17 protein-coding genes are annotated in these 22,806 nt (G+C 70.8%); 7 read left to right on the top strand and 10 right to left on the bottom strand.

Annotated features, from left to right (window positions below; all coding sequences use genetic code 11):
• Window positions 1-47: 47 nt before the first annotated feature.
• From lpdA to ACWEN0_RS48515, 3 genes are all read left to right on the top strand, one after another.
• A complete protein-coding gene (gene lpdA / locus ACWEN0_RS48525; RefSeq protein WP_451988531.1) occupies window positions 48-1,439 on the top strand; it encodes a dihydrolipoyl dehydrogenase in 1,392 nt (463 codons plus the stop codon).
• On the top strand, window positions 1,439-2,023 hold the full coding sequence (locus tag ACWEN0_RS48520; RefSeq protein ID WP_451988530.1) for a nucleotidyltransferase family protein: 585 nt from the start codon (window positions 1,439-1,441) through the stop codon (window positions 2,021-2,023). The genes lpdA and ACWEN0_RS48520 overlap by 1 nt, the downstream gene beginning before the upstream one ends.
• Before the next feature lie 197 nt (window positions 2,024-2,220).
• A complete protein-coding gene (locus ACWEN0_RS48515) occupies window positions 2,221-4,119 on the top strand; it encodes a S8 family serine peptidase (protein ID WP_451988529.1) in 1,899 nt (632 codons plus the stop codon).
• A 52-nt stretch (window positions 4,120-4,171) separates the two neighbouring features.
• Here the strand turns inward: ACWEN0_RS48515 and ACWEN0_RS48510 are convergent, their stop codons facing one another.
• Entirely contained in the window at window positions 4,172-4,720 is a 549-nt protein-coding gene (locus ACWEN0_RS48510; protein WP_451988528.1) for a class I SAM-dependent methyltransferase, read from the bottom strand.
• Between the two features lie 104 nt (window positions 4,721-4,824).
• Here ACWEN0_RS48510 and ACWEN0_RS48505 point away from each other — a divergent pair, with 104 nt between their 5' ends.
• Together ACWEN0_RS48505 and ACWEN0_RS48500 are read left to right on the top strand one after the other, a co-directional pair.
• Window positions 4,825-5,559 carry an SDR family oxidoreductase gene (locus ACWEN0_RS48505; RefSeq protein ID WP_451988527.1) on the top strand — a complete coding sequence of 245 codons (735 nt, stop codon included), beginning with the start codon at window positions 4,825-4,827 and terminating at the stop codon, window positions 5,557-5,559.
• 372 nt (window positions 5,560-5,931) lie between these two features.
• Complete coding sequence (locus tag ACWEN0_RS48500; protein WP_451988526.1) at window positions 5,932-9,021, top strand: arabinosyltransferase domain-containing protein; 3,090 nt, start codon at window positions 5,932-5,934, stop codon at window positions 9,019-9,021.
• Between the two features lie 3 nt (window positions 9,022-9,024).
• On the opposite strand, the gene ACWEN0_RS48495 is transcribed toward ACWEN0_RS48500, so the two are convergent.
• Complete coding sequence (locus ACWEN0_RS48495; RefSeq protein ID WP_451988525.1) at window positions 9,025-10,044, bottom strand: SDR family oxidoreductase; 1,020 nt, start codon at window positions 10,042-10,044, stop codon at window positions 9,025-9,027.
• Window positions 10,045-10,114: 70 nt separating this feature from the next.
• Between ACWEN0_RS48495 and ACWEN0_RS48490 the strand changes: the two genes are divergently transcribed.
• Window positions 10,115-10,990 (top strand): LysR family transcriptional regulator, encoded by an 876-nt coding sequence (locus ACWEN0_RS48490; RefSeq protein ID WP_451988524.1) that lies wholly within the window; start codon window positions 10,115-10,117, stop codon window positions 10,988-10,990.
• Here the strand turns inward: ACWEN0_RS48490 and ACWEN0_RS48485 are convergent.
• On the bottom strand, window positions 10,987-12,417 hold the full coding sequence (locus ACWEN0_RS48485; protein WP_451988523.1) for a peptide ABC transporter substrate-binding protein: 1,431 nt from the start codon (window positions 12,415-12,417) through the stop codon (window positions 10,987-10,989). The genes ACWEN0_RS48490 and ACWEN0_RS48485 overlap by 4 nt on opposite strands.
• A 102-nt stretch (window positions 12,418-12,519) precedes the next feature.
• Here ACWEN0_RS48485 and ACWEN0_RS48480 point away from each other — a divergent pair, with 102 nt between their 5' ends.
• Window positions 12,520-13,854, top strand: coding sequence for an LVIVD repeat-containing protein (locus ACWEN0_RS48480; protein ID WP_451988522.1), 1,335 nt, complete (start codon window positions 12,520-12,522; stop codon window positions 13,852-13,854).
• On the opposite strand, the gene ACWEN0_RS48475 is transcribed toward ACWEN0_RS48480, so the two are convergent.
• The 7 genes from ACWEN0_RS48475 to ACWEN0_RS48445 all read right to left on the bottom strand — a co-directional run bounded on the left by ACWEN0_RS48475 (window position 13,844) and on the right by ACWEN0_RS48445 (window position 22,802).
• Entirely contained in the window at window positions 13,844-14,323 is a 480-nt protein-coding gene (locus ACWEN0_RS48475) for a GNAT family N-acetyltransferase (RefSeq protein ID WP_451988521.1), read from the bottom strand. The two genes, ACWEN0_RS48480 and ACWEN0_RS48475, sit on opposite strands and share 11 nt — an antisense overlap.
• 95 nt (window positions 14,324-14,418) lie before the next feature.
• Window positions 14,419-15,996, bottom strand: a complete 1,578-nt coding sequence (locus tag ACWEN0_RS48470; protein WP_451988520.1) for a glycoside hydrolase family 13 protein — start codon at window positions 15,994-15,996, stop codon at window positions 14,419-14,421.
• Window positions 15,997-16,031: 35 nt separating this feature from the next.
• Window positions 16,032-16,901 carry a carbohydrate ABC transporter permease gene (locus ACWEN0_RS48465; RefSeq protein WP_451988519.1) on the bottom strand — a complete coding sequence of 290 codons (870 nt, stop codon included), beginning with the start codon at window positions 16,899-16,901 and terminating at the stop codon, window positions 16,032-16,034.
• Window positions 16,898-17,872, bottom strand: coding sequence for a carbohydrate ABC transporter permease (locus ACWEN0_RS48460; RefSeq protein ID WP_451988518.1), 975 nt, complete (start codon window positions 17,870-17,872; stop codon window positions 16,898-16,900). Before ACWEN0_RS48460 ends, ACWEN0_RS48465 begins: the two co-directional genes overlap by 4 nt.
• Window positions 17,850-19,226: an ABC transporter substrate-binding protein gene (locus ACWEN0_RS48455; RefSeq protein ID WP_451988517.1), complete on the bottom strand. Its 1,377-nt coding sequence runs from the start codon at window positions 19,224-19,226 to the stop codon at window positions 17,850-17,852. Before ACWEN0_RS48455 ends, ACWEN0_RS48460 begins: the two co-directional genes overlap by 23 nt.
• Before the next feature lie 301 nt (window positions 19,227-19,527).
• The gene (locus tag ACWEN0_RS48450) at window positions 19,528-20,535 is read right to left on the bottom strand and encodes a LacI family DNA-binding transcriptional regulator (protein WP_451988516.1); all 1,008 of its coding nucleotides are present in this window, start codon (window positions 20,533-20,535) and stop codon (window positions 19,528-19,530) included.
• Between the two features lie 86 nt (window positions 20,536-20,621).
• Window positions 20,622-22,802, bottom strand: a complete 2,181-nt coding sequence (locus ACWEN0_RS48445; RefSeq protein WP_451988515.1) for a discoidin domain-containing protein — start codon at window positions 22,800-22,802, stop codon at window positions 20,622-20,624.
• Window positions 22,803-22,806: the final 4 nt, after the last annotated feature.

Raw genomic sequence — 22,806 nt, 5'->3', positions numbered from 1 at the left:
CCCGCGTCACCCCGCTCGGCGACCCCGGAAGGGGTACTTTCGGGCACATGAGTGCACAACACTTTGACGTCGTCGTACTGGGGGCCGGGGTCGGCGGCTACGTGGCGGCGATCCGCGCGTCGCAGCTGGGGCTGAGCGCCGCGGTGGTGGAGGAGAAGTACTGGGGCGGCGTCTGCCTGAACGTCGGGTGCATCCCGTCGAAGGCGCTGCTGCGCAACGCCGAGCTGGCGCACGTGGTGACGCAGGAGGCCGCGGCGTTCGGGATCTCTTCCGACAGCCCGATCCGGGTGGACTACACGGCCGCCTACGAGCGGAGCCGGAAGGTCGCCGACGGGCGCGTCAAGGGCGTGCACTTCCTGATGAAGAAGAACAAGATCACCGAGTTCGACGGGCACGGCACGTTCGTCGACGACCACACCCTCGAGGTGGACGGGTCGCGGATCACGTTCGGCCACTGCATCATCGCGACCGGCGCGACGACCCGCCTGCTGCCGGGCACGTCCCGCAGCTCGCGGGTGGTGACCTACGAAGAGCAGATCCTCTCGAGCGAGCTGCCGTCCAGCATCGTGATCGCCGGCGCGGGCGCGATCGGCGTCGAGTTCGCCTACGTGCTGCACAACTACGGCGTCGACGTCACGATCGTCGAGTTCCTCGACCGCATGGTGCCGCTGGAGGACGCGGAGGTGTCGGCGGAGCTGGCGCGCCGCTACCGGAAGCTGGGCATCAAGGTGCTGACGTCGACGCGGGTGGAGTCGATCGACGACTCCGGCCCGTCGGTCCGGGTGACGGTCTCTTCGGAGAAGAACGGGCAGCAGGTCCTCACGGCCGACAAGGTGCTGCAGGCGATCGGTTTCCAGCCGCGCGTCGAGGGCTACGGCCTGGAGAAGACGGGCGTGGCCCTGACGGACCGCGGCGCGATCGCGATCGACGGCCGCGGCCGCACGAACGTGGACCACATCTTCGCGATCGGCGACGTGACGGCGAAGCTGATGCTGGCGCACGCGTCCGAGTCGATGGGCGTGGTGGCGGCGGAGACGATCGCGGGCGCGGAGACGATGGAGCTCGACTTCCCGATGATCCCGCGCGCGACGTACTGCCAGCCCCAGATCGCCAGCTTCGGCTGGACGGAGGAACAGGCGCGTGCCAAGGGTTTCGACGTCCGGGTGGCGAAGTTCCCGTTCACGGCCAACGGAAAGGCCCAAGGTCTCGGCGACGCGGGCGGGTTCGTGAAGCTGATCAGCGACGCGCGCCACGGCGAACTGATCGGCGGCCACCTCATCGGGCCGGACGTGACCGAGCTGCTGCCGGAGCTGACTTTGGCCCAGCAGTGGGATTTGACGGTGCACGAGGTTTCGCGGAACGTCCACGCGCACCCGACGTTGGGTGAAGCGGTGAAGGAAGCGGTGCACGGCCTCGCGGGGCACATGATCAACCTCTAATGCCCGGGTTGGTGACGGACGTCGATCGTCTTCGAGACCTGCTGCGGCAAAACGAGACTCTCGTCGAAGTGCTCGGCCGGGCCCGGGAATTCGGCCTCCCGCACTGGTACCTGACCGCCGGCTGCGTCGTGCAGACCGTCTGGAACGTCCTCACCGGCCGCGACGCCGCGCAGGGTATCAGGGACTACGACCTCTTCTACCACGATCCCGAAGACCTCGGCTGGGACGCCGAAGACCGGGTGATCCGAAGAGTGGCGAGGGCGTGCGAAGACCTCCCTGTCGAAGTCGAAGTGCGCAACGAAGCCCGCGTGCACCTTTGGTACGAGAAGAAGTTCGGCATCCCGTGCCGCCCCTTCGCGACCACCGAGGAGGCGATCGCCGCTTTCCCGGCGGTCTGCTCGTGCGTCGGCGTCCGCCTCGAATCCGACGGCACCTGGCAGGTCCACGCCCCGAGCGGGCTCGACGACCTCTTCGCGATGGTCGTCAGGCCGAACCCGGTGCTCGCCCCGCGCGAGGTCTACGAACGGAAAGCCGCCCGGTGGCGAAGCCGGTGGCCGGAACTGACCGTCTTGACCGCAAAGTAGACCACCGCGCGTATCCGGACGCTGTGACGAGGCAAGGGCGGAAGAAAACAGTTCTCACGTTTCGGTGATCGTTCCAGCATGTGGGCAACCGGACGTTCCCGACTTTGGTCGGTGGACCACCGCGAAGTCACTCCTTAGATTCTCCCCATTACACCCGGTTGGGTGTCATACGGCCGAGTGCCTCAGGGAGAAATTCGATGGTGAGATTCAGCCGGGTCGCCGCGCACGCGGTTCCGCTGACCGTCGGCGCGCTGCTGCTGACGACGGGGGTTTCGGCGGCTCAGCCGTCCACGGTGGACGCCGCGACCGCGCGCACCGAGGCGGGCATCAACGCGCTGCAGGGCATCAAGAAGAGCCTGACCCCCGCCGAGCGCAAGCAATCGAGCCAGCTGGTCGTCGAGAAGCGGTTGCGCGCCGACCGGACCCTGGCCGCGAAGCTGCCCGACTACCGTTCGGGCGTCGGCGTCAGCACCGCCGGCACCGTCTCGGTCGACATCGCCGCGACGCGCGACCAGGCCGTCGCGAACGCGGTCAAGGCCGCGGGGGGCACCGTCCGCTACGCCTCGCCAGACGGCGCCATCCGGGCCGACCTGCCGCTGTCCGCCGTGGACGCGATCGCCGGCCGCGCCGACGTCGCCGAGGTCAAGCCCGCTTCGCAGGCGATGACCTGGACCGAGCGCGACGCCCGCGCGAACGTGGCCGCCCGGGCCGCCGCCGCGACACAGGTGTCCGAAGGCGACAAGGCCCACGGGGCCGACACCGCGCGCACCACCTACGGCGTCAGCGGTTCCGGCATCAAGGTCTGCGTGCTCTCCGACGGCGTCGACTCCCTGGCCAAGTCGCAGAGCGCCGGCGAGCTGCCCGCGGTCGACGTCCTCTCCGGCCAGAAGGGCAGCGGCGACGAGGGCACCGCGATGCTCGAGATCGTCCACGACCTGGCGCCGAACGCGACCCTCGGCTTCGCGACGGCGTTCACCAGCGAAGCCAGCTTCGCCGCTAACATTCGCGCGCTGCGGACCACCGGGCACTGCCAGGTCATCGTCGACGACGTCTCCTACTTCGACGAGTCGCCGTTCCAGGACACCCAGGTCGCCCAGGCGGTCAACGACGTCACCGCGGCCGGCGTCCTGTACTTCTCATCGGCCGGCAACTCGGGCAACGCGACCGACGGCACCAGCGGCTACTACGAGGGCGACTTCCGCGCCTCCTCGACGAAGATCAGCGGCGTCACCGGCACCCCGCACGACTTCGACCCGAGCAGCACCACGCAGAACTTCGACGCGCTTTCGGCCGGTTCGCTCGGCAAGCCGGTGACGCTGTTCTGGTCCGACCCGTGGGGCAAGTCCGCCAACGACTACGACCTGTTCATCCTGAACTCCTCGGGCAGCGTCGTGGCCTCCAGCGAGAACAGCCAGTCCGGCTCGCAGAACCCGTACGAGATCGCGAACGTGCCGACGACCGGCTCCGGCTACAAGGTCGCGGTGGTCAAGTACAGCGGCGCCGACCGGTTCATCGCGCTGAACGTCATCCGCGGCCGGTTCGTGGCTTCGGGTTCGCTCAAGGCCTTCAGCACCAACGGGGTCACGAACGGCCACTCGGCGGCGGCGAACGCGTTCAGCGTGGCAGCGGCCCCGGCCGGCCCGGCGTTCGGCCGGCCGCTGGAGACCGGTGACCCGGCCAACCCGGCGGGCCCGTACCCCGGCCTGTTCACGGCGGCCAGCAAGTGGGAGCGCTTCAGCTCCGACGGCAAGCGGCACCTGTTCTACAACGCCGACGGCACCGCGATCACCCCGGGCAACGTGTCTTCGACGGGCGGCACGACCCGCGCCAAGCCGGACATCACGGCGGCCGACGGCGTGGCGACGTCGGTGACCGGGTTCCAGCCGTTCTTCGGGACGTCGGCGGCGGCCCCGCACGCGGCGGCCATCGCGGCGCTGCTGCTCTCGGGCAAGCCGACGGCGACCCCGGCCGAGATCCGCAGCGCGCTGGTCTCGAGCGCGATCGACCTGGGCGCGCCCGGGTTCGACACCGTGACCGGCAACGGCGTGATCATGGCCGGCCCGGCGCTCGCCGCGCTGGGCGTGGCGGCCAAGTAAGGGGCACCGCACCGGACGGCCCGGCGAGCAGCGCGCTCGCCGGGCCGTTCCGTCATTCCGGGCCGGTGACCAGGAGGTGGAAGCCGAGGCCCCGGTGCGCGAACCGGACGTGGTCGCGCAGGGCCAGCCCGGCGGCGTCCAGCGCGGCTTCCAGCTCGGCGACGGGACGGATCCGGAAGCCGTTGCCGGTCAGCATCGCGGACTTGGCCATCAGGTCCGGATCGCCGACGCCGAGCACGAACTTCCCGCCCGGCGCGAGCACCCGCGCGACTTCGGCGAACGCGGAACCGAGGTCGTCGACGAAGTACACCGTGTTGGTCGAGACGACCGCGTCGGCGGAACCGGCTTCGAGCGGCAACGCCGTCATCGAGCCTTCGTGCAGCCGCAGCCGCCCCGCGGCGATCTCCCGGCGGAACGTGGCGCGGGCGCGGGAAAGCATCGTCGCCGAGACGTCCACGCCGTGCACCACCCCCGCTTCGCGCAGCAGGAGCGTGAGGCCGAGACCGCCGCCGAAGCCGACGTCGACCGCCGTCTCCCCGCCGGTCAGGCCGAGGGCCGACACGGCCCGCGTCACCGCCTCGCGGTTGCGGCCGTTGAGCATCGAGCCACGATCCGCCCGCGCAGGCCGCTAGGGTGGCCGAGTTGCCGGGCGAGGCCGGCCTGGAAACTTTCGCGAAGTCCCATGGGCGCAGTCTAGGAGGCGTGATGCCGAAAACGGCGGTGGTCACCGGAGCCGGGTCGGGCATCGGGCGGGCCGTGGCGCGGGCCCTGCTCGACGACGGCTATCGCGTCGCCCTCGCCGGCCGGCGCGAAAGCGCCCTCACCGAGACGGCCGGCGGCCACGAGAACGCGCTCAGCGTTCCGGCGGACGTCGCGGACGAGGACTCCGTGCAGCACCTCTTCGCCACCGTCCGCGAGGCGTGGGGACGGCTCGACCTGCTGTTCAACAACGCCGGCATCGGCGCCGCGGGGACCGTCGCCGACCTGTCCGTCGAGGACTGGAAGCGGACCGTCGACGTCAACCTCACCGGGATGTTCCTCTGCGCCCGGCAGGCCGTCCTGCTGATGAAGGACCAGGACCCGCGCGGCGGCCGGATCGTCAACAACGGCTCGATCTCCGCGCACGCGCCGCGCCCCGCGAGCGTCGCCTACACCGCGACGAAACACGCCGTCACCGGCCTGACGCGATCGATCTCGCTCGACGGCCGGGCCTGGGACGTCGCCTGCGGGCAGATCGACATCGGCAACGCGGCCACCGAGATGACCGAGCGGATGGCCGCCGGCATCCCGCAGGCCGACGGCCGCGTCCTCGCCGAACCGACGTTCGACGTGCGGCACGTCGCGGACGCCGTGCGCTACATGGCCGCGCTGCCGCTCGACACCAACGTGCAGTTCCTCACCATCACGGCGACGACCATGCCGTTCATCGGCCGGGGCTAGCCGGCCGGGTGCGCGGGGCATCCGGAAACACAGTGTTCACAAACTCGTTCCACCGCAACGGAAAGTTCGCACGGAGTTCACCGGAAACCCGATTTCCCCGGCAGGTCAGGGTATTTCCGGGTCCGCTCACCCGTTCGGGTCGCGCGCGATGGTAGTGGCGCGGCCGGAAATCCGCATGGCGGAAAGGAAACCGGACCGCGCGCGCGGGGGCCCCGGGGGTGACTCGAGCAGCGTGATAGCGTCCGCCCGGTGTGGACGGTCGGTGGGTCACCCGGAGTCGTCTCCGAAGAAGTGACCGGCGAAGAACAGCCACGCCCTGACCCCGTAAGGGATTCCAGCTCCCGCACCGGGTTTTGGCGCTGGCTGGTGGTCGTGCTCGGGTTGTTTTCGGCGGCCTGCGCGATCGCCTGCCCGTTGCTGCCCGTGGTGCAGGACACCGCCGAGATCACCTGGCCGGTCGGCGCGGACACCCGCGCGGTGAACGCTCCGCTCACCGGTTACTGGGCGCAGGACATGCAGGTCGACCTGCCGTGCCGGACGATCCAGGCGCTCAACGCGCGCAAGCCGGGGGGCGCCTACCTGTTCTCGAGCGTTCCCGGTGCTCGCACCGGGAACGGCGCGGGCGTGTTCCTCCGCGTGGAGAAGGGCGTGCTGACCGCGTTCAACCGCGGCCAGCAGGTCGCCAACCAGCCGCTGCCCGCGACCGGCTGTGATGTCCGGTTCTCCTCCTCGGCGATGGACACGAAACTGACCGTCGCCGGCACCCCGGTCTTCGACGAGACGGGCGACTCACGCCCGCGGGTCGTCGGGATTTACACGGACATCACTTCGGCCAGCGACCCCATCACCGGGCTGCACGTGTCGATCACGCCGGACACCCGCTACCAGTCCGCGCCCACCGGCTTCAAGGCCGGGGTCGGCGTGGCCGGGGTGCTGGCGCTCATCGGCTGCCTGTTCGCGGTGAACCGGCTCGACCGCGGAGGCGCGCGAAGGGCGCCCCGCTGGGCGCCGGTCGGCTGGTGGAAGCTCACCAAACGCGACTTCACGGTGTTCGGGGTGCTCGGCGCCTGGGTCTTCATCGGCCCGGTGACCTCGGACGACGGCTACATCCTGACCATGGCCAGAGTGGCCTCGCAGACCGGCTACCTGACCAACTACCACCGGTGGTTCGGGGTCGCCGAAGCGCCGTTCGGCTGGAACGACCACCTCACCGAGCTGATGACCACGGTGTCGACGGTGCCGCCGTGGATCCGGCTGCCGTCGTTCGTCATCGGCGCGGTCTGCTGGCTGCTGATCAGCCGCGAGGTCATGCCGCGGCTGGGCACCCAGGTCCGGCAGAGCCCGGCGGCGAGCTGGGCCGCGGCGATGGTGTTCCTCGTCTGGTGGCTGCCGTTCAACGACGGCGTGCGCCCCGAACCGTGGGCCGCGCTGGGCTCGCTGCTCGCGCTGTGCGCCGTCGAACGGACCCTCGTCACGCGGCGCCTGCTGCCGCTGTGCCTCGGCCTGCTCGCCGCGGCGTTCGCGCTCGCCGCGACCCCGACCGGGCTCATCGCCGTGGCGCCGTTCCTGGTGGCCGCGCGGCCGCTGTTCCAGCTGCTGCGCGCCCGGGTGCGCAAGTCCGGCTGGGCCACGGTCCTCGCGCCGATCGCGGCGGCCGGGTTCATCGTGCTCGTCGTCGTGTTCGCCGACCAGACGGTCGCCACGGTGCTGGAGGCGACGCGCCTGCGCGGCAAGGTCGGCCCGAACGAACCGTGGTACAGCGAGCTTTCGCGCTACCAGCTGCTGTTCTCCGACAACGCCGACGGGTCGTTGACGCGCCGCTTCCCGGTGCTGCTGCTCATGCTCTGCACGGGCACCTGCCTGGTCGTGCTGCTGCGCCGCGGCCGGATCCAGGGCGCCGCGCTCGGCCCGGCCCGGCGGCTGATCGGCACCACCGCGCTGTTCTTCCTGCTGCTGGCCCTGACCCCGACCAAGTGGACGCACCACTTCGGCGCGTTCGCGGCGGTCGGCTCGGCGATGGCCGCACTCACCGCGCTCGCGACGAGCTCGGCGGTGCTGCGGTCGCGGCGCAACCGGGCCGCGTTCACGGCCGGGCTGCTGGTGGTCGCCGCGCTCGCGGCGACCGGGCCGAACGCGTACTGGTTCGTGTCGTCGATCGGCGTGCCGTGGTTCGACAAGGCGCCGTCCCTGCACGGCTACCACCTCTCGACGCTGCTGCTGCTCGCGGCGGCCGTCGCGGCGGCGATCGCGTTCGTGGAGAACCTCAAGGCGCACCGGCCGCCGGTGCTGCTGCCGCCGCCGTCGAAGGAACGCCGGCTGCGCGCGCTGAAGCTCGGTTCGATCTCGCTCGTCGTGATCTGCGGGGTGGTCGTCGCGTTCGAGTTCGCCAGTATGGGCAAGGCGATCGAGAAGCAGCTGGGCAGCTACAGCCTCGGCGCGGCGAACGTGCAGCACCTGTTCACCACCAGCGGCAACCTGTCCGACCACGTGATGGTCGAAAAGGACCCGGCGGCGAGCGTGCTCAAGCCGGTCTCGGCGCAGACGGCGGCGGTCGTGCAGCGGCAGCCCGCCCCGGGACTGCCGCCCGCCGACCAGGACAACGGCCCGACCAGCACCGGGTTCCACACCAAGGCGAAGTCGAGCGACGACCCGCTGGACGAGCCGCCGAACGGGCTGAGCGCGAACTCCCTGCCGATGTGGAGCAGCTACGGCGCGGAGGAGCGGACCGGCCGGCTGCGCACGTCCTGGTACCAGCTGCCGGCGGACCGGGCGAACTCGCAGCTCGCGATCTCGGTGGCGGCGAAGGCCGGCAAGGCGGAGAGCGTCTGGTTCGAGTACGGCAAGCAGACCCCCGACGGCGTCAAGGTCGTCAACTCCGACCAGGTGCACGCGCCGGGCGCGGACACCGGGTCCGACAACGACCCGTCGAGCAAGGGCAGCTGGGCCGACCAGCGGGTCCAGATCGGTGACCTGCCGAAGGAAGCCACGCTCGTCCGCGTGGTCGCGAAGGACGACGACGTGACCTCCGACGGCTGGGTCGCGGTGACCGCACCGCGCGTCCCGACGTTCACCACGCTGACGCAGCGGGTCGGCGACGCGCCGGTGTACATGGACTGGCCGGCGGCGTTCGTCTACCCGCGGATGAACCCGGTGACCTCGCACGACGGCATCTCCGAGGTCCCGCAGTACCGGATCACGTCGGGCACGCTCCAGGACGAGGCAGGCTGGGCGAACAACGTCCACGGCGGTCCGCTCGGCTGGCTCGAAGAAGTCGCCGACCAGCCCGAGGTCCCGAGCTACCTGCAGGGCGAGCCGGGACAGCCGTGGGGCCAGCTGATGCGTATCAAGCCCTACGCCGAGGGGCAGGCACCGCACGTCGAGCACGGGGAAAAGACCGTGTGGGGCTGGTGGTCGCCGGGGCCGGGACCCGCGCAGCCGAACGGGTCCACAGCCACGCGCTGACGCTCACGGGATCACGCGCGCCTTCCGGAACTCGTCGAAGAGCCGGTAGAACATCTGCTCGGTCTCGACGTAGGAGTGGAAGCCCGCGCGCCGCGACTTCGACGTGTCGGCGAACACGTCGTAGTCCCAGCCGAACACGAAGTCGCCGAAGGCCCAGGACGCCGAAACGTCGGCGTAGGACGCGGTGAGCCCGTGCTCCGCGGCCATCTTCGTCCACAGTGGACCCTTGTCGGCCATGACGTCCGCGAGGGACATCCGCAGCGGCGGCGCGGTTTCGAGGCCGAAGTAGGCGGCGAGCTTCGGCCAGAGCTCGCGCCACCGGAACAGGTCGCCGTTCGCGATGTTGAACGCGCCCCGCTGCCCGGCCGCCCAGACCGTCGCGTCGGCGAGCAGGCCGGCGTCGGTCATCTCCAGCAGGCTGTCGTACGCGCCGGGCTTGCCGGGGAACCGCAGCGGCAGGCCGAGTTCCTGCGAAATCGACGCGTAGACCGCGATCACCAGCGCGAGGTTCATCGGGTTGCCCAGCGCCGTGCCGCCGACCACCGACGGCCGGATCGCCGACCACGTCCACGCGCCCGCCCGGCGTTCGAGGAAGTCCTGCTGGTCGACGTTGAACTCGGGCGGCATGTGCCCGGCGTCGGTCTCGCGGGCCGGCGTCTTGAACGGGCCGAGGTGCGCGCCGTAGACCTTGTAGCCCTGCATCAGGCTGACGTGTTCGAGGCCGGGAGCCGCCGCCTCGGCCGCGTCGACGAGGTTCGTCAGCATCGCCAGGTTCGGCGGGACGAGCTCGGCCCACGTCGGTTTGTCCTGGTAGGCGGCGTAGAAGAGGTGGGTCGTCGTGGTCAGGTCGCCGATTTTCGCCTTCGTGTCGGCCGCGTCGAGGAGGTCGACGGCGACCGTGCCCGGCCCGCCGCGGCGGGACAGGCCGACGACGTCCCAGCGGCCGTCCGCCCGCAGGCGCTCGACGAGGGTGCGGCCGATGATCCCGTTCGCCCCGGCGACCAGGGCTGTCTTGCGTTCCATGCCTCCAGGCTGGGCACGCGCTCGCGATAAGTCCAAGGCTTAGTTTTCACGGCGGCGATAAGGTGTGTTCATGACTAGCCTGCGGCAGCTCGAGTACCTGGTCACGGTGGTCGACACCGGCTCGTTCACCCGAGCCGCCGAACAGCTGCACGTGACGCAGCCCGCGTTGTCCCACCAGATGCGGGCCCTCGAGCAGAGCCTCGGCGGGCCGCTGCTGGAGCGGCTGCCCCGCACTGTCCGGCTCACCCCGATGGGCCGGGCGATGCTGCCGCACGCGCGGGCGGCGCTGGCCGACGCCGAACGCGCCCGTTGCGCCGCCCGGCTCGCGTCCGGCACGACGGCGGGGGAGCTGCAGGTCGCGACGGTCTACTCGATGAGCCTCGGCGTGCTGCCGCCCGCGTTGCGGGTGTGGCGGCGCGACCGGCCCGAGGTCGACGTCCGGCTGATCGAGTTCCGGCACGCCGACGAGCTGCGCGACGCGATGGCCGCGGGCGAAGCCGACGTCGCGCTCGGCCCGCGGCCCGGCGAGTGGGCCGGGCCGGTGCGGGAGCTGGGCGTGGAGGAGTTCGTCGTGGTGCTCCCGGCCGACGGCGCTTCGGAAGGCGCCGAGGGCGTCGTCGACCTGGCCACGCTGGCGGACTGCGCGTGGGTGCACTACGCCCCGGGCAACGGCCTCGCCGAGCTGGTCGACGCGACGTGCGCGGCGGCGGGGTTCCGGCCGCGCCCGGCGGTCCGCACCGAGCAGACCGCGGCGGCGCCCATCCTCGCCGCGGCCGGCCTCGGCCCCGCGCTCGTCCCGGCGAACGTCCTGCCGGCCCGGTTCGACGGCCGCGTCCTGCGCCCCCGGGTGCCGGTCCGGCGGTCCGTGGTCGCGTACACGCGGGCGGCCCCGGACCCACTGACCAGCGCGTTCATCGACACCCTGGCCGTGCACGCGGTGGTTTAGACGCCGATGCCCGCCAGGACCGGGCCGGTGAACGGCGTCGTCGTGACGTCGTGGACCCGCGGGGCCCAGACCGCGTGGCCGTGGCCGGTCCACAGCGGCGCCGCCGGGAGGTCGCGCAGCAGCTGGTTCTCCGCCAGCCGGTACAGCTCGCCCGCCTCCTCGGGGGTCGCCGCGGCGTCGGCGAGGGCCAGGTTCTGGCGGAACACGTCGTCGGCGTACCCCGACGCGGCGGCCAGCTCGGACAGCACCTCGTATGGGCTCGCCGTCGCCGGCTTGAGCTCCACAGTGGAGGGACCGTCGCCCGGAGCGGCCTGCGCGGTAACGGATACGTCCAAGGCCTTGTGCAGGCCCACTGTCAGCTTCCGCGTCCACGCCTCCGTGTCGGGTCCGAAGTAGACGGTCGCGCCGCCCGGGAACGACGCCTGCCTCAGCAGCGCCTTGCCCGCGGCGGCGTCGAAGCTGCACGGACGGCACGTGCCGGACCGCTCGCCGGGGGCGTCCACCGGCGGCAGAAGCGCCTTGGCCGGATCGGCCTGGTGCGCCAGCGGCCCGGCTTCCAGTGCCGCGCGGTCCACGCCGAGCGCGAAGCCGTGGCGGACCGTCGCATCGGCGAACCGGGGGTTCGTCACCGGGAAGGCCAGATAGCCCGCCAGCGGCAGATCCCAGGTCGCGTGGTGGTCGGCGAAGTCGCCGTGCATGGCTTCGTGCTTCTCGCCGGGGACTTCGGTGGCGAGGTCGAGGGTGCCCGCCTTGACCGCGTCGTACTGGGCGGCCGGATCGCCGACGCGCAGCTCGATCTCGGCGGACCGGCCTTCGCCGACGCGCTTCAGCGTGCCGCCCGAGCCGGGCCGCCACGCGCCGTCGAGCCGGTACGGGCCGTTGCCGACCGGCGCCGTCGCGAAGCCCTTCCAGTCGCGGGACGCGAGCACCGACGCGGGCAGCGGCACGAGACCCGGCGCCGAGAGCAGCGCGGGCACCTGACCGGACGGCCGGTCCAGGGTCACCGTGATCCGGTCCGGCGCGGGCGCGGTGATCTCCTTGGCGCGCAACAGCTTCGTGAAGACCGATGACGACGCCCAGTGTTCCGCGGCGACCGCCCGCCAGGTGTCCACATAGGACTGGGCGGTCACCGGGGTGCCGTCGTGGAAGGTGGCCGGGCGCAGCTTGACCGTCCAGTGCACCCGGTCGGTGCTCTCGATGGACTCGGCCGCCCGGGGTGTGAGCTTCCCGGACGCGGCGTCGTAGTCGGCGAGCGGCGTCCACAGCGCGCCCGTCACCAGCCGGCCGGCCTGGTCGGCGACGTCGGCGGGCAGGAGCGTCGCGGGCTCCCGGATGCCGACGGACAGGACGCCGGGGCGGGCCGGGCCGGAGCCGGAGCAGCCCGTGACGGCGAGGGGCAGGACGGCGAGCAGGGCGAGCAGGCGCATGCGCCAGTCCTACCAGTGAACAGCCGACAAAAGACGGTTGTGTCCGGTTGATCTCCGACGTACGTTCGGTTGGTCACGCTCTGAGCGTTCTGGGAGGTTCGCGTGCGCACCTGGTTGCGGTCGTGCTTCGCCGCCGTCACCGTCAGCGCCACGCTGGTCGCGACCGGGCTCCCGGCCGCCGCCTGCGGCGAGGACGACAAACCCGCTGTTCCGGCCACCCGAACGCTGGGCGACCCGGGCGCGATCAAGAACGTCAAGCCCGTCGGCAACGTGCCCGACGCGGCCGGCGCCATCTCGGTCAACTTCCTCGACTACGGCCGCCGCGACGTGATGGTCGTGTCCGGCGAGTTCGGGCTGAAGGTGTACGACCTGACCAAGGACTCGGCGGCGCCGAAGCTGGTCGGGCAGGTCAGCCTGCCGGGCCTGTGGGAGACCGAGGACACCGAGGTCGACCAGAACCGCAAGCTGGTGTTCCTCTCCCGCGACCCGCGCGCGTTCGGCGGCACCACGCACACCGGCGAGTCCGGCATCTACGTCGTCGACGTCTCGAAGCCGGAAGCCCCGGCGATCCTCAGCTACACGAAGGTCCCGGCCGGCCACACGACCAGCTGCGTCGACGGCTGCCGCTACCTGTGGACGGGCGGCCCGGCGAAGGCCGACGACCAGCCCGCCGACTGGGGCGGCCGGCCGGTCTGGGTCACCGACGTGCGCGACCCGCGGCACCCGAAGGTGAACCCGGAGCCGATCGAGCTGGCCCGCAACGACGGCAAGACCGACTACGTGCACGACGTCCAGGTGGACGAGGACGGCGTGGCCTGGGTGTCCGGCCGCGGCGGCGTGCGCGGCTACTGGACGTCCGGGGTCCACCGCGACCCGCTGTCCGGCAAGGTCCACCGCGCCACCGCGCACGAGCCGATCCCGTACGCGGGCGGCGGCATCGCCGAGACGGCGGCCCCGTCCCGCTTCATGCACAACAGCTTCCACCCGGCAGGCCACCGCATCGGCGACGGCGCGTGGCGCGGCCAGGACCTGATCTACGCGACGGAGGAGAACTTCGTCGACGGCTGCGCGGGCGACGGCGTCCTGACGATCTCGTCCCTGGCGGGTTCGTACCACGGCGAAGGCTGGCGTTCGACGCCTTCGCAGCCGTTCCGCCTGCAGAGCATCGGCACGTGGAGCGTCAACGGCCAGGAGGGCAGCGACCCGGCATCGGACGACTGCTCGGCGCACTACTTCGACGTGCGGGGCAAGGTGCTGGTCCAGTCGTTCTACTCGCAGGGCACGCGGTTCCTGGACGTCAGCGACCCGACGAACCCCCGCCAGATCGCCTACTACCGCCCGGGCGACGCGAGCGCCTGGGCGCCGTACTGGCACGGGAAGTACGTGTACGTGGCCGACAACGCCCGGGGCATCGACATCCTGCAGCTCACGAAGTAGCGGTCGGGCACCAGAACCGCAGGCGCCCGGCCGAGCTGACGTCCGTGAAGACGCCGCCGTTGCGTTCGATCACGCGACGCGACGCGTGGTTGTCCGGCCCGCACGTCAGCAGAGCGCGCTCGATGCCCGCGTCGCGGGCCGCCCCCAGGACGGCCCGCAGCAGCGCGGTGGCGTGCCCCCGGCCGCGTGCCGTGGGGCGGATGTCATATCCGATGTGGCCGCCGAACTCGGGCAGCTCACCGGTGAGCCGGAAGTTGAGGCGGGCGCGGCCGAGGAAGCGTGTTCCGGTGACCCACCAATAGACGCGATGCGTCGGCGCGTCGGCTTCGGCGGCCCAACGGCGGAACTGGGCCGGGTCGGCGAGGACGTCCGGCCGGAGTTCGCTGTGCAGGCCCTCGGCGTGGTACTCGCGCAGGGCGTCGAGGAACGACGCGTGGTAGCGCGAACCCGGGGCCGCCAACTGAGCCATCGTCCGACCATCGCGGACGGCGAGGACCGTCGCAACGGATTTGATCCACCGGAGGCTGCCGCCGAGCCCGCTCGGCGACGGCCTCCGGTGCGTCTTCAGCCGCGCAGCCAGACCGCCGTGTCCGTCGGCAGTTCGTCCGTCACCGGGCCGCTCGCCAGCAGCACCTCGCCCGCGGGCAACGGCACCGGTGCCGCCGAGAAGTTCAGCGCGAACGTGAACTCCGGCCCGAGCCGGAACGCCAGCACGTCTTCGCCCAGCGAAAGCCACTCCAGCGAGCCCGCCGGGAGGTCACGCCGCAGCCGGAGGCCGGCGCGGTACAGCGACAGCATCGAGTCCGGGTCCGCCGCCTCCGCCGAAGCCGTGTACGCCTTCCACTCCGCCGGCTGGGGCAGCCACGCGCCCCCGGAACCGAAGCCGAACGGCGGCTCGTCGCCGGACCACGGGAGCGGGACGCGGCAGCCGTCGCGGCCCGGGTCGGCGCCGTTCGTCCGCGCCCACACCGGGTCCTGCCGCAGGTCGTCCGCGATGTCCAGGACTTCCCACAGCCCCAGCTCTTCACCCTGGTAGACGTACAGCCCGCCGGGCAGGGCCAGGGTCAGCAACGCCGCCGCCCGCGCGCGCCGGGTGCCCAGCTCGCGGTCCACCGGCAGCTCGTGCAGCCGGTTCGCGAACGAGAACCCCGTGTCGCCCTGCCGGCCGTAACGCGTCACGTGCCGCGTGACGTCGTGGTTCGACAGCACCCACGCCGCCGGCGCGCCGACCTCGTCGTGCGCCCGCAGCGTGCGCGTGATGACGTCTCGGAAGCGCGTGGCGTCCCACGGGCACACCAGGAAGTCGAAGTTGAACGCCGAGTGCAGCTCGTCGCGGCGCAGGTAGCGCGCCGCGCGGGACATGTCCGGCAGCCACATCTCCCCGACCAGCACGCGCTCGCCCGGGTAGCTGTCGACGATCTTGCGCCACGAGCGGTAGATCTCGTGCAGCCCCTCCTGGTCCGAAAACGGCGTCTCGTCGCCCTCGTCGACGTCGGGCAGCCGCGGGTCCTTGACCAGCCCGTCGGCGACGTCGATGCGGAAGCCGTCCACCCCCCGGTCGAACCAGAACCGCAGCACGTCCTCGAACTCCGCGCGGATCTCGGGGTTGTCCCAATTGAAGTCCGGCTGGCGCGAGCTGTAGAGGTGCAGGTACCACTCGCCGTCGGGCACGCGCGTCCACGCGGACCCGCCGAAGCGCGACTTCCAGTTGTTCGGCGGCTCGCTCCCGTCCGGGCCGCGGCCGGGCCGGAACCAGAACCGTTGCCGCTCCGGCGATCCCGGGCCCGCCGCCAGCGCGGCCTGGAACCAGCGGTGCTCGTCGGAGGCGTGGTTGGGCACGATGTCGATGATCACGCGGATGTCCCGGGCGTGCGCCTCGGCGATCAGCTGCTCGGCCTCGGCGAGCGTGCCGAACAGCGGCTCGATGTCGCGGAAGTCGGCGACGTCGTAGCCGCCGTCGTCCATCGGCGACGGGTACCAGGGGGTGAACCAGATCGCGTCGATCCCCAGGCCGGCCAGGTGGTCCAGCCGGGCGCGCACGCCGGCGAGGTCGCCGACGCCGTCGCCGTTGCCGTCCGCGAAGCTGCGGATGTAGATCTGGTAGATGGCCGCGCTCCGCCACCAGCCGGTGTTGTCGGTCACGAAAGTGCCCCTCCTAATCGTTGGGAAAACCCGGCTCAGCCCTTGATGCTGCCGGCGGTCAGCCCGGCGAGGATCTGCCGCTGGAAGGCCAGGAACAGCGCCACCATCGGCAGGCTGGCCAGCACCATCCCGGCGACGAGCACGTTGAGCGGCATGTCGATCGCCACCCTTTGCAGCATCACCGAGAGCGTCTGCTTTTCGGTGTCCGGGAACACCAGCAGCGGCCAGATGAAGTCCTTCCACGCGGTGACCACCGCGAGGATCGACACCACGGCCAGGATCGGCCGCGAGATCGGCAGGATGATCCGCCAGAGCGTCCGCACCGGCCCGGCACCGTCGATGCGCGCCGCCTCGATGAGCTCGTCCGGGATCTGGTCGAAGAACCGCTTCAGCAGGTAGATGTTGAACGCGTTCGCCGCGGCGGGCAGCCAGACGGCGGTCGGCGAGTTGATCAGGTTGAGGTGCACCAGCGGCAGGTCCGTCACCGTCACGTACGTCGGGACCAGCAACGCCGTCGCGGGCAGCATCAGCGTCGCGAGCATCAGCCCCAGCACGACGTTGCCGAACTTCGGCCGCAGTTTCGACAACGCGAACGCGGCCGGGACGTCGATGGCCAGCTGAGCCAGCCACGCGCCGCCCGCGACGACGAGCGTGTTGAGGAAGTACTTGCCCAGGCTCAGCTGGTCCCACGCGTCGGCGAAGGTTTCCGGGTGCCACTCGCGCGGGACGAGCGTCGCCGGTGTCGCGGCCAGCTCCTGCGGCGACTTCATCGCGCCGGTGACCGCCCAGTAGAGCGGGAACAGGAAGGCGAGGATGAAGATCACCAGCGTGCAGGCGAAAACCACGCCGTAGACGACCTTGCCGCGCGGGCTGCGCAGCGCGCTGGGGGAGACGAGGGTCCTCATGACTGGTCCGCCTTCCGCGTCAGCCGGACGTACCACGCCGAGAACACGCCCAGCGCCACGAACAGCAGCAGGCTCATCGCGCTCGCCGAGCCGAAGTCGTTGTAGACGAAGGCGTAGCGGTAGAGCAGCAGGAGCACGGTGACCGTCGAGTCGTCCGGCCCGCCGCCGGTCATCACGTACGGCTCGGTGAACACCTGCATGGTCGCGACGATCTGCAGCAGGAGCAGCACCAGCAGCACGAACCGCGTCTGCGGGAACGTCACGTGCCGCAGGCGTTTCCACAGGCCGGCGCCGTCCAGTTCCGCCGCTTCGTACAGCTCGCCGGGGATCGTGCCGAGCGCGGCCAGGTAGATGAGCGTGGTGCTGCCCATGTTGGCCCACGTCGAGACGAACACCAGCGACAGCATCGCCGTGCCGCTCGAGTCGAGCCACTGGCCGCCGGGCAGGCCGACCGCGCCGAGCGCGGAGTTGAACAGACCGGGACCCGGGTCGTAGAACCACTTCCACATCAACGCCGTCACGACCGGCGGCAGCATCACCGGCAGGTAGACGGCGAGCCGGAAGAACGCCTTCGCGTGCCGGATCTCGTTGAGCAGCACCGCCGTCAGGAACGGGACGGCGAACCCGAAGACCAGCGCGAGCCCGGTGAACAGCAGCGTGTTGCGCCAGGCGACGCCGAACAGCGGGTCTTCGAAGAGCTTTTCGAAGTTGGCGAACCCGACCCACGTCGGCGCGTTGACGAAGTCGACCTGCTGGAAGCTCAGCAGCACCCCGCGCACGATCGGGTACCACGAGAACAGCGCGAACACCACGAGCGCGGCGCACAGCAGGCCGTACGCGGTGAGGTTCTCCCGGATCTTGCGCTTGAGCCGGGTCCGGCGGCGGTCTTCCGGCGAGGCGACCGGGCGCCTGGCCCGCGACGAGGACGTCGCGGGCCAGGCGAGCAGGCTACTTGACCTGGGCGAGGACACTGTTGACCTTCGACGACGCCGACGACAGCTGCTGGTCGATATCGGCGTTCTGGTCGGTCAGCACGGCCTGCATCACGCTGTCGAGGGCGGCGTAGATCTGCTGCGCGCCCGGCGGCTCGATGCTGCCCTTGATCTTGCTGGTCGTGTCCACATAGGACTGGTAGTTCTTCGCGGGGACGTTGGCGTACTTGGCCTTCAGGGCCAGCTGCTGCGCGCGCACCGAGCCGGTCCAGACGTCGGGAGTGGGCTCCGCGGGCAGGCCGACCGGCTGCTTGCCGTCGACGTACTGCTGGATGTGCTTCTCGAAGCGGTCCGGGTTGAGGTACTTCCACTGGATCCACTCGAGGCCGGCCTTGATCTTCTCCGGCGACGCCTTCGGGTTGATCATGTAGCCCTCGCCGCCGAGCAGCGTGCCCTGGCCGCCGGGCATGCCGGCGATGCCGTAGTCCTCGTACTTGCCGTTGAACTGCTTGACCAGCACCGGGACGTTGTCCGGGGCGGCCATGTACATGCCGAGCTGGCCGGCACCCATCATCCGCTGCACGTCCGTGGCTTCCAGGAGCTGCTTGCTGCCCATGGAGTTGTCGGTCCAGCGCATGTCGTGCAGGTACTGCAGGGCCTGCTTGCCCTTTTCGTTGTCGAAGTCGGCGACCCACTTGTCGCCGTCCTTGCGGGCGATGTCGCCGCCCATCGAGTACATCCAGCCGGTCAGGTGCCAGCCGCCCTGGTTGTTCTTGCTGTAGTCGGCGTACCCGACGACACCGTTGCCGAGCGCGGCGATCTTCTTGGCGTCCGCGCGGACCTCGTCCCAGGTCGCCGGCGGCTTGTCCGGGTCGAGTCCGGCCTTCTGGAACAGCGGACGGCTGTAGAGCAGGCCCATGGTGTAGTTCATCGTCGGCAGGCCGTAGAGCTTGCCGTTCGCGTCGCGGAAGTTGTCCAGCAGCTCCGGCTTGATGTCGCCGACGTGCGGGACGCTCTTCACGGCTTCGGTGATGTCGGCGGCCTGGTGCCGCGCGATGATCTGCGCGGGGTCGGTGAAGTAGACGTAGTAGACGTCCTCGAGCTGCCCGCCGGCGAGCTTCGCGGAGAACGTCTTCGGGTCCATGAACCCTTCGTGGGGCTGGATCTGGATGTTCGGGTGGGACGCCTCGAACTCCTTGACGTCGGCGTCGAAGACGCTGCGCTCGAACGGCTGGCTGGTCGGCGGCTGGCCGGTGACCGTGATCGTCACCTTGCCGCCGGGCTGGGCGGCGTTGTCACCGTCGCCGCAGGCGGCCACCCCCAGGGTGAGACCGCCTGCGGCGAGCAGGCACAACACACGGCGGGGCACGGATCGGGACCAGGGACTGCTCATCTCAAGCCTCTTCTCGGGGTCGCGACGGCTGTCACGTGATTGCGGTCACCATAAAGTGTGAGACCAGATCGACGCAATAACCCGACGGAAATCTGCAAGTTACGAACAGGCTGCGGCCGACTGGTGCCCGACAGGGCAAGGCAAAACGCAAGCGACGTGCGTGAAGGGCCAACACGCGTGATCAGGAGGTCAACACGCGTGATGGAGAGGTCGACTCTCCAAGCACGCGTGTCGGCTCGCTGATCACGTGGGACGATGAAGGGCGCGACAGCCGGAGCTGTCGCGCCCTTGGGGAGTCGGGTCAAGCCGTGCGGCGGGCGGTGGAGCCGCGGACCACCAGCTCCGGTGCGAAGAGCAGTTCCTCCGCCGCCACTTCGCCGCCGTTGATGCGTTTCACCAGCAGTTCCACCACCGCGCGGCCCATCGCCTCGATGGGCTGGCGGGTGGTCGTCAGGGGCGGGTCGGTGCAGTTCATCAGGGCCGAGTCGTCGTAGCCGACCACCGAGACGTCCTCCGGCACGGACAAGCCTTGACGCCGGGCCGCGCGCACCGCGCCCAGGGCCAGCAGGTCGCTCGCGCAGAGCACCGCCGTCGCGCCGCGGGGGTAGAGGCGGGCCGCCGCCGCGTGGCCGCCTTCGATCGAGAACATGCCGTGCTCGACCAGTTCGTCCAGCACCGGCAACCCGAGCTTCGCGGCGTACGCCTGGAACGCCGCGAGCTTGCGCTGGGACGGCACGTGGTCCGACGGCCCGAGCACCAGCCCGATCTTCTCGTGCCCCAGGGAGCTCAGGTGCCCGACGACCTGCTCGACGGCCACGGCGTCGTCGCACGAAACCTGCGGCAGGCCGAGGTGGTCGACGGCCGCGTTGATGAGCACCGTCGGCAGCCGCCGCTCGACCAGGTGGTGGTAGTGCGAGTGGACCGCGTCCGCCTGCGCGTACAGCCCGCCGGCGAACACCACACCCGACACCTGCTGCTGCAGGAGCAGTTCGACGTACTCCGCCTCCGACACCCCGCCCGCGGTCCGCGTGCAGAGCACCGGCGTGAACCCCTGCTGGGCGAGGGCGTTGCCCATGATCTCGGCCAGCGCGGGGAAGATGGGGTTCTGCAGCTCGGGCAGCACCAGCCCGACCAGCCGGGCCCGCTCGCCGCGCAGCTGCGTGGGCCGCTCGTACCCCATCACGTCCAGCGCGGTGAGCACGGCGGCCCGGGTGCTCGCGGACACCCCGGACCGGCCGTTGAGGACCCGGCTGACCGTGGCTTCGCTGACCCCGACCTGGCGGGCGACTTCGGCAAGACGACGCGTCATAGGTGAAACTTTACAGCAACCGGGCGCAAAAGTAAGACAAGCCTGTACCGGTGTCACCCACCGGTACAGGCTTGCCGGAACCCGAGCTACGAAGCCGCCACCTCGAACTCCGAGACCTGGCCCGCGGGCCAGCCGGTGTTGCCGGTGAACGTCAACCGGACGAAACGCTGTGACGTCGCCGTGAAAGACGCCGACGCCGTGTTGCCGGAAGCCGGATCGAACGCGTAGCCGCGTGAGCCGACCAGTGTCGTGTACGAACCGCCGTCCGTGCTGCCCGAGATCGTCACCGTCTGGGTCCGCGCGCCCCACGCCGACGACGGCGGCAGCTTGAGCGTGACCTTGTTGATCGACGTCGCCGCGCCGAGGTCCACCGTCAGCGTCTGCGGGAACGCGTTGTTCGCGCTCTCCCAGTACGAGTTGGCGTCCCCGTCCACGGCGTTCGACGGCGGGAAGCCACCGACCGAAGCCGACGCGCTGATCGCCTTCCCGCGGGCGACGTTGCTCCCGGACTGCGGCGGCTGCGGCGGGCCCGAGTTGGGCGCGGGCCACGACGAGCAGTCGCTCCAGGTGCCGGTCCAGCCGCTGTTGCCCGACCCGCCGAACGTCATGCGGGGGATCGACGTCGGGTAGGGGCAGTTGTACGTCCCGGTCACGCCGACACCGGACGCCGTCAGGTTGCTGATCGACACCGAGCCCTGCGTCTGCGACTGCGCGACGAACGTGCCGGCGCCCTGCACCGAGACGCCGTCGATCGTGATTCCCTGGATCGGCTTGCCGGCGCCGTTGCCGTCGATGAACTGGATCGCCTCGTACGGGCTCTGGATCGCGGTGAACCCGGTGACCCGGATCGTGACGCCGGTGATCGCCTGGTCCCGCGCGTCGAACCACAACGCGCCGACGCCGAACTGCCAGTTCGGGTCGAGAGCCCCGGCCCGCAGCGCCGTGTTGTTCGACAGCTTGACCGTGCCCGACAGCGGCACCGAGTTGAACCGGTTCGCGACCAGGTAGCCGCCGCCGAGCGCGTTGGTGTCCTGGACCAGGTTGCCGCTGACCGTGTTGTCCGCCCCGCCGTACAACGCGATGCCGTTGGCCAGGTTCGGCTGCACGATCGTGTTGTTCAGCAGCGAGTTGCCCGAGTCGGCCTGCCCGTTGGACCACAGCGCGAGGCCGTCGTCGCCGTTGTTGCGCAGGTAGTTGTTGCGCACCGTCGAGTTCGTGACGGCACCGTCGAAGTTCACGCCGTCGGCCTGGGTGTCGAGGATGCGGTTGTTCTCGATGGTGAGGTTCGACGACGCGCCGTTCATCAGCCACAGCCCGCACTTCGTGTCCTGGATCCACAGGCCGGACACGACCGAGCCGTTCCCCAGCACGCCGTGGAACGCGTTGTCCGGGCTGCCGTCGTTGCGTTCGGTCACATCGCCGAACACCGCGAAGTCGTACAGCTTGATGTTCCCGGACGCGCTGCCGTTGTTGAAGATGTTGTTGCCGTGCAACACGGTGTACCACTGACCCGCGCCGCGGACCGTCGTCTGGTCGATCTGGAGTGCCGACCCGATCTCGAACCGGCCCGGCGGCACCCAGACCTCGCGGCCCTGCGAGCGCGCCGCCGACAGCGCGTTGCGGAACGCCTGCGAATCGTCGGAGGAGTCGTTCGCCGTGGCGCCGTAGTCGGTCACCGAAAGCGAGTTCGCCGGCTGCGAACCCGCGCCGCCGACCTGCTCGAAGTCGGCGAGGTCGATGGTCGCCTGGCCGACGTCACCGGAGTTCGCCTGCACCCGGACCTTCGCGCCCGCCGCCAGGTTCTGCCCGAGCAGCAGGCGCGCGTCGTCGAAGAAGTGGTGCGTCTTCGAGCCCGTGATGAAGCCGGTGTCCACATAGGTGTAGCGAGAGGTCACGGGCAGGGCGAGCGTGGACCCGTTGACGGACACCGAAAGCCGGCCGGAGGAGCCGTCGGGCAGGTTGTAGTGGACGTTGATCGAGTTCGCCGCGGCGGGCAGCGTGAACTCGACGTACTGGCCGGTGGTGATCTTCACGGCCTGCCGCCCGGACGCTTCCGAGGCGATGCTGCCTTGCGTGTAGTCCGGGCCGACCGGCGAGCCGTTCGTGGCGGAACACTCGGCTTCGACGGTCCGGAACGGCACGCTCGCGCCGCCGGACGCCGTCGCCGGGCAGGTGGCAGCCGCGGCGGGCGTGCTGCCGGACAGGATCGCCAGGCCGGACGCGGCGAGCGCGACGGCGAGTAAGGCGGGAATGCGGGACATCGTCATCACC

Source organism: Amycolatopsis sp. NPDC004378 (genome assembly GCF_053602455.1).
This window is presented reverse-complemented; position numbering and strand designations above follow the sequence as displayed.

Coding starts and splice junctions, on each gene's coding strand:
- ACWEN0_RS48450 (WP_451988516.1), bottom strand. CDS start 20,535: ATGACGCGTCGTCTTGCCGAAGTCGCCCGCCAGGTCGGGGTCAGCGAA.
- ACWEN0_RS48445 (WP_451988515.1), bottom strand. CDS start 22,802: ATGACGATGTCCCGCATTCCCGCCTTACTCGCCGTCGCGCTCGCCGCG.
- ACWEN0_RS48520 (WP_451988530.1), top strand. CDS start 1,439: ATGCCCGGGTTGGTGACGGACGTCGATCGTCTTCGAGACCTGCTGCGG.
- ACWEN0_RS48465 (WP_451988519.1), bottom strand. CDS start 16,901: ATGAGGACCCTCGTCTCCCCCAGCGCGCTGCGCAGCCCGCGCGGCAAG.
- ACWEN0_RS48505 (WP_451988527.1), top strand. CDS start 4,825: ATGCCGAAAACGGCGGTGGTCACCGGAGCCGGGTCGGGCATCGGGCGG.
- ACWEN0_RS48495 (WP_451988525.1), bottom strand. CDS start 10,044: ATGGAACGCAAGACAGCCCTGGTCGCCGGGGCGAACGGGATCATCGGC.
- ACWEN0_RS48510 (WP_451988528.1), bottom strand. CDS start 4,720: ATGCTCAACGGCCGCAACCGCGAGGCGGTGACGCGGGCCGTGTCGGCC.
- ACWEN0_RS48515 (WP_451988529.1), top strand. CDS start 2,221: ATGGTGAGATTCAGCCGGGTCGCCGCGCACGCGGTTCCGCTGACCGTC.
- ACWEN0_RS48455 (WP_451988517.1), bottom strand. CDS start 19,226: ATGAGCAGTCCCTGGTCCCGATCCGTGCCCCGCCGTGTGTTGTGCCTG.
- lpdA (WP_451988531.1), top strand. CDS start 48: ATGAGTGCACAACACTTTGACGTCGTCGTACTGGGGGCCGGGGTCGGC.
- ACWEN0_RS48490 (WP_451988524.1), top strand. CDS start 10,115: ATGACTAGCCTGCGGCAGCTCGAGTACCTGGTCACGGTGGTCGACACC.
- ACWEN0_RS48475 (WP_451988521.1), bottom strand. CDS start 14,323: ATGGCTCAGTTGGCGGCCCCGGGTTCGCGCTACCACGCGTCGTTCCTC.
- ACWEN0_RS48485 (WP_451988523.1), bottom strand. CDS start 12,417: ATGCGCCTGCTCGCCCTGCTCGCCGTCCTGCCCCTCGCCGTCACGGGC.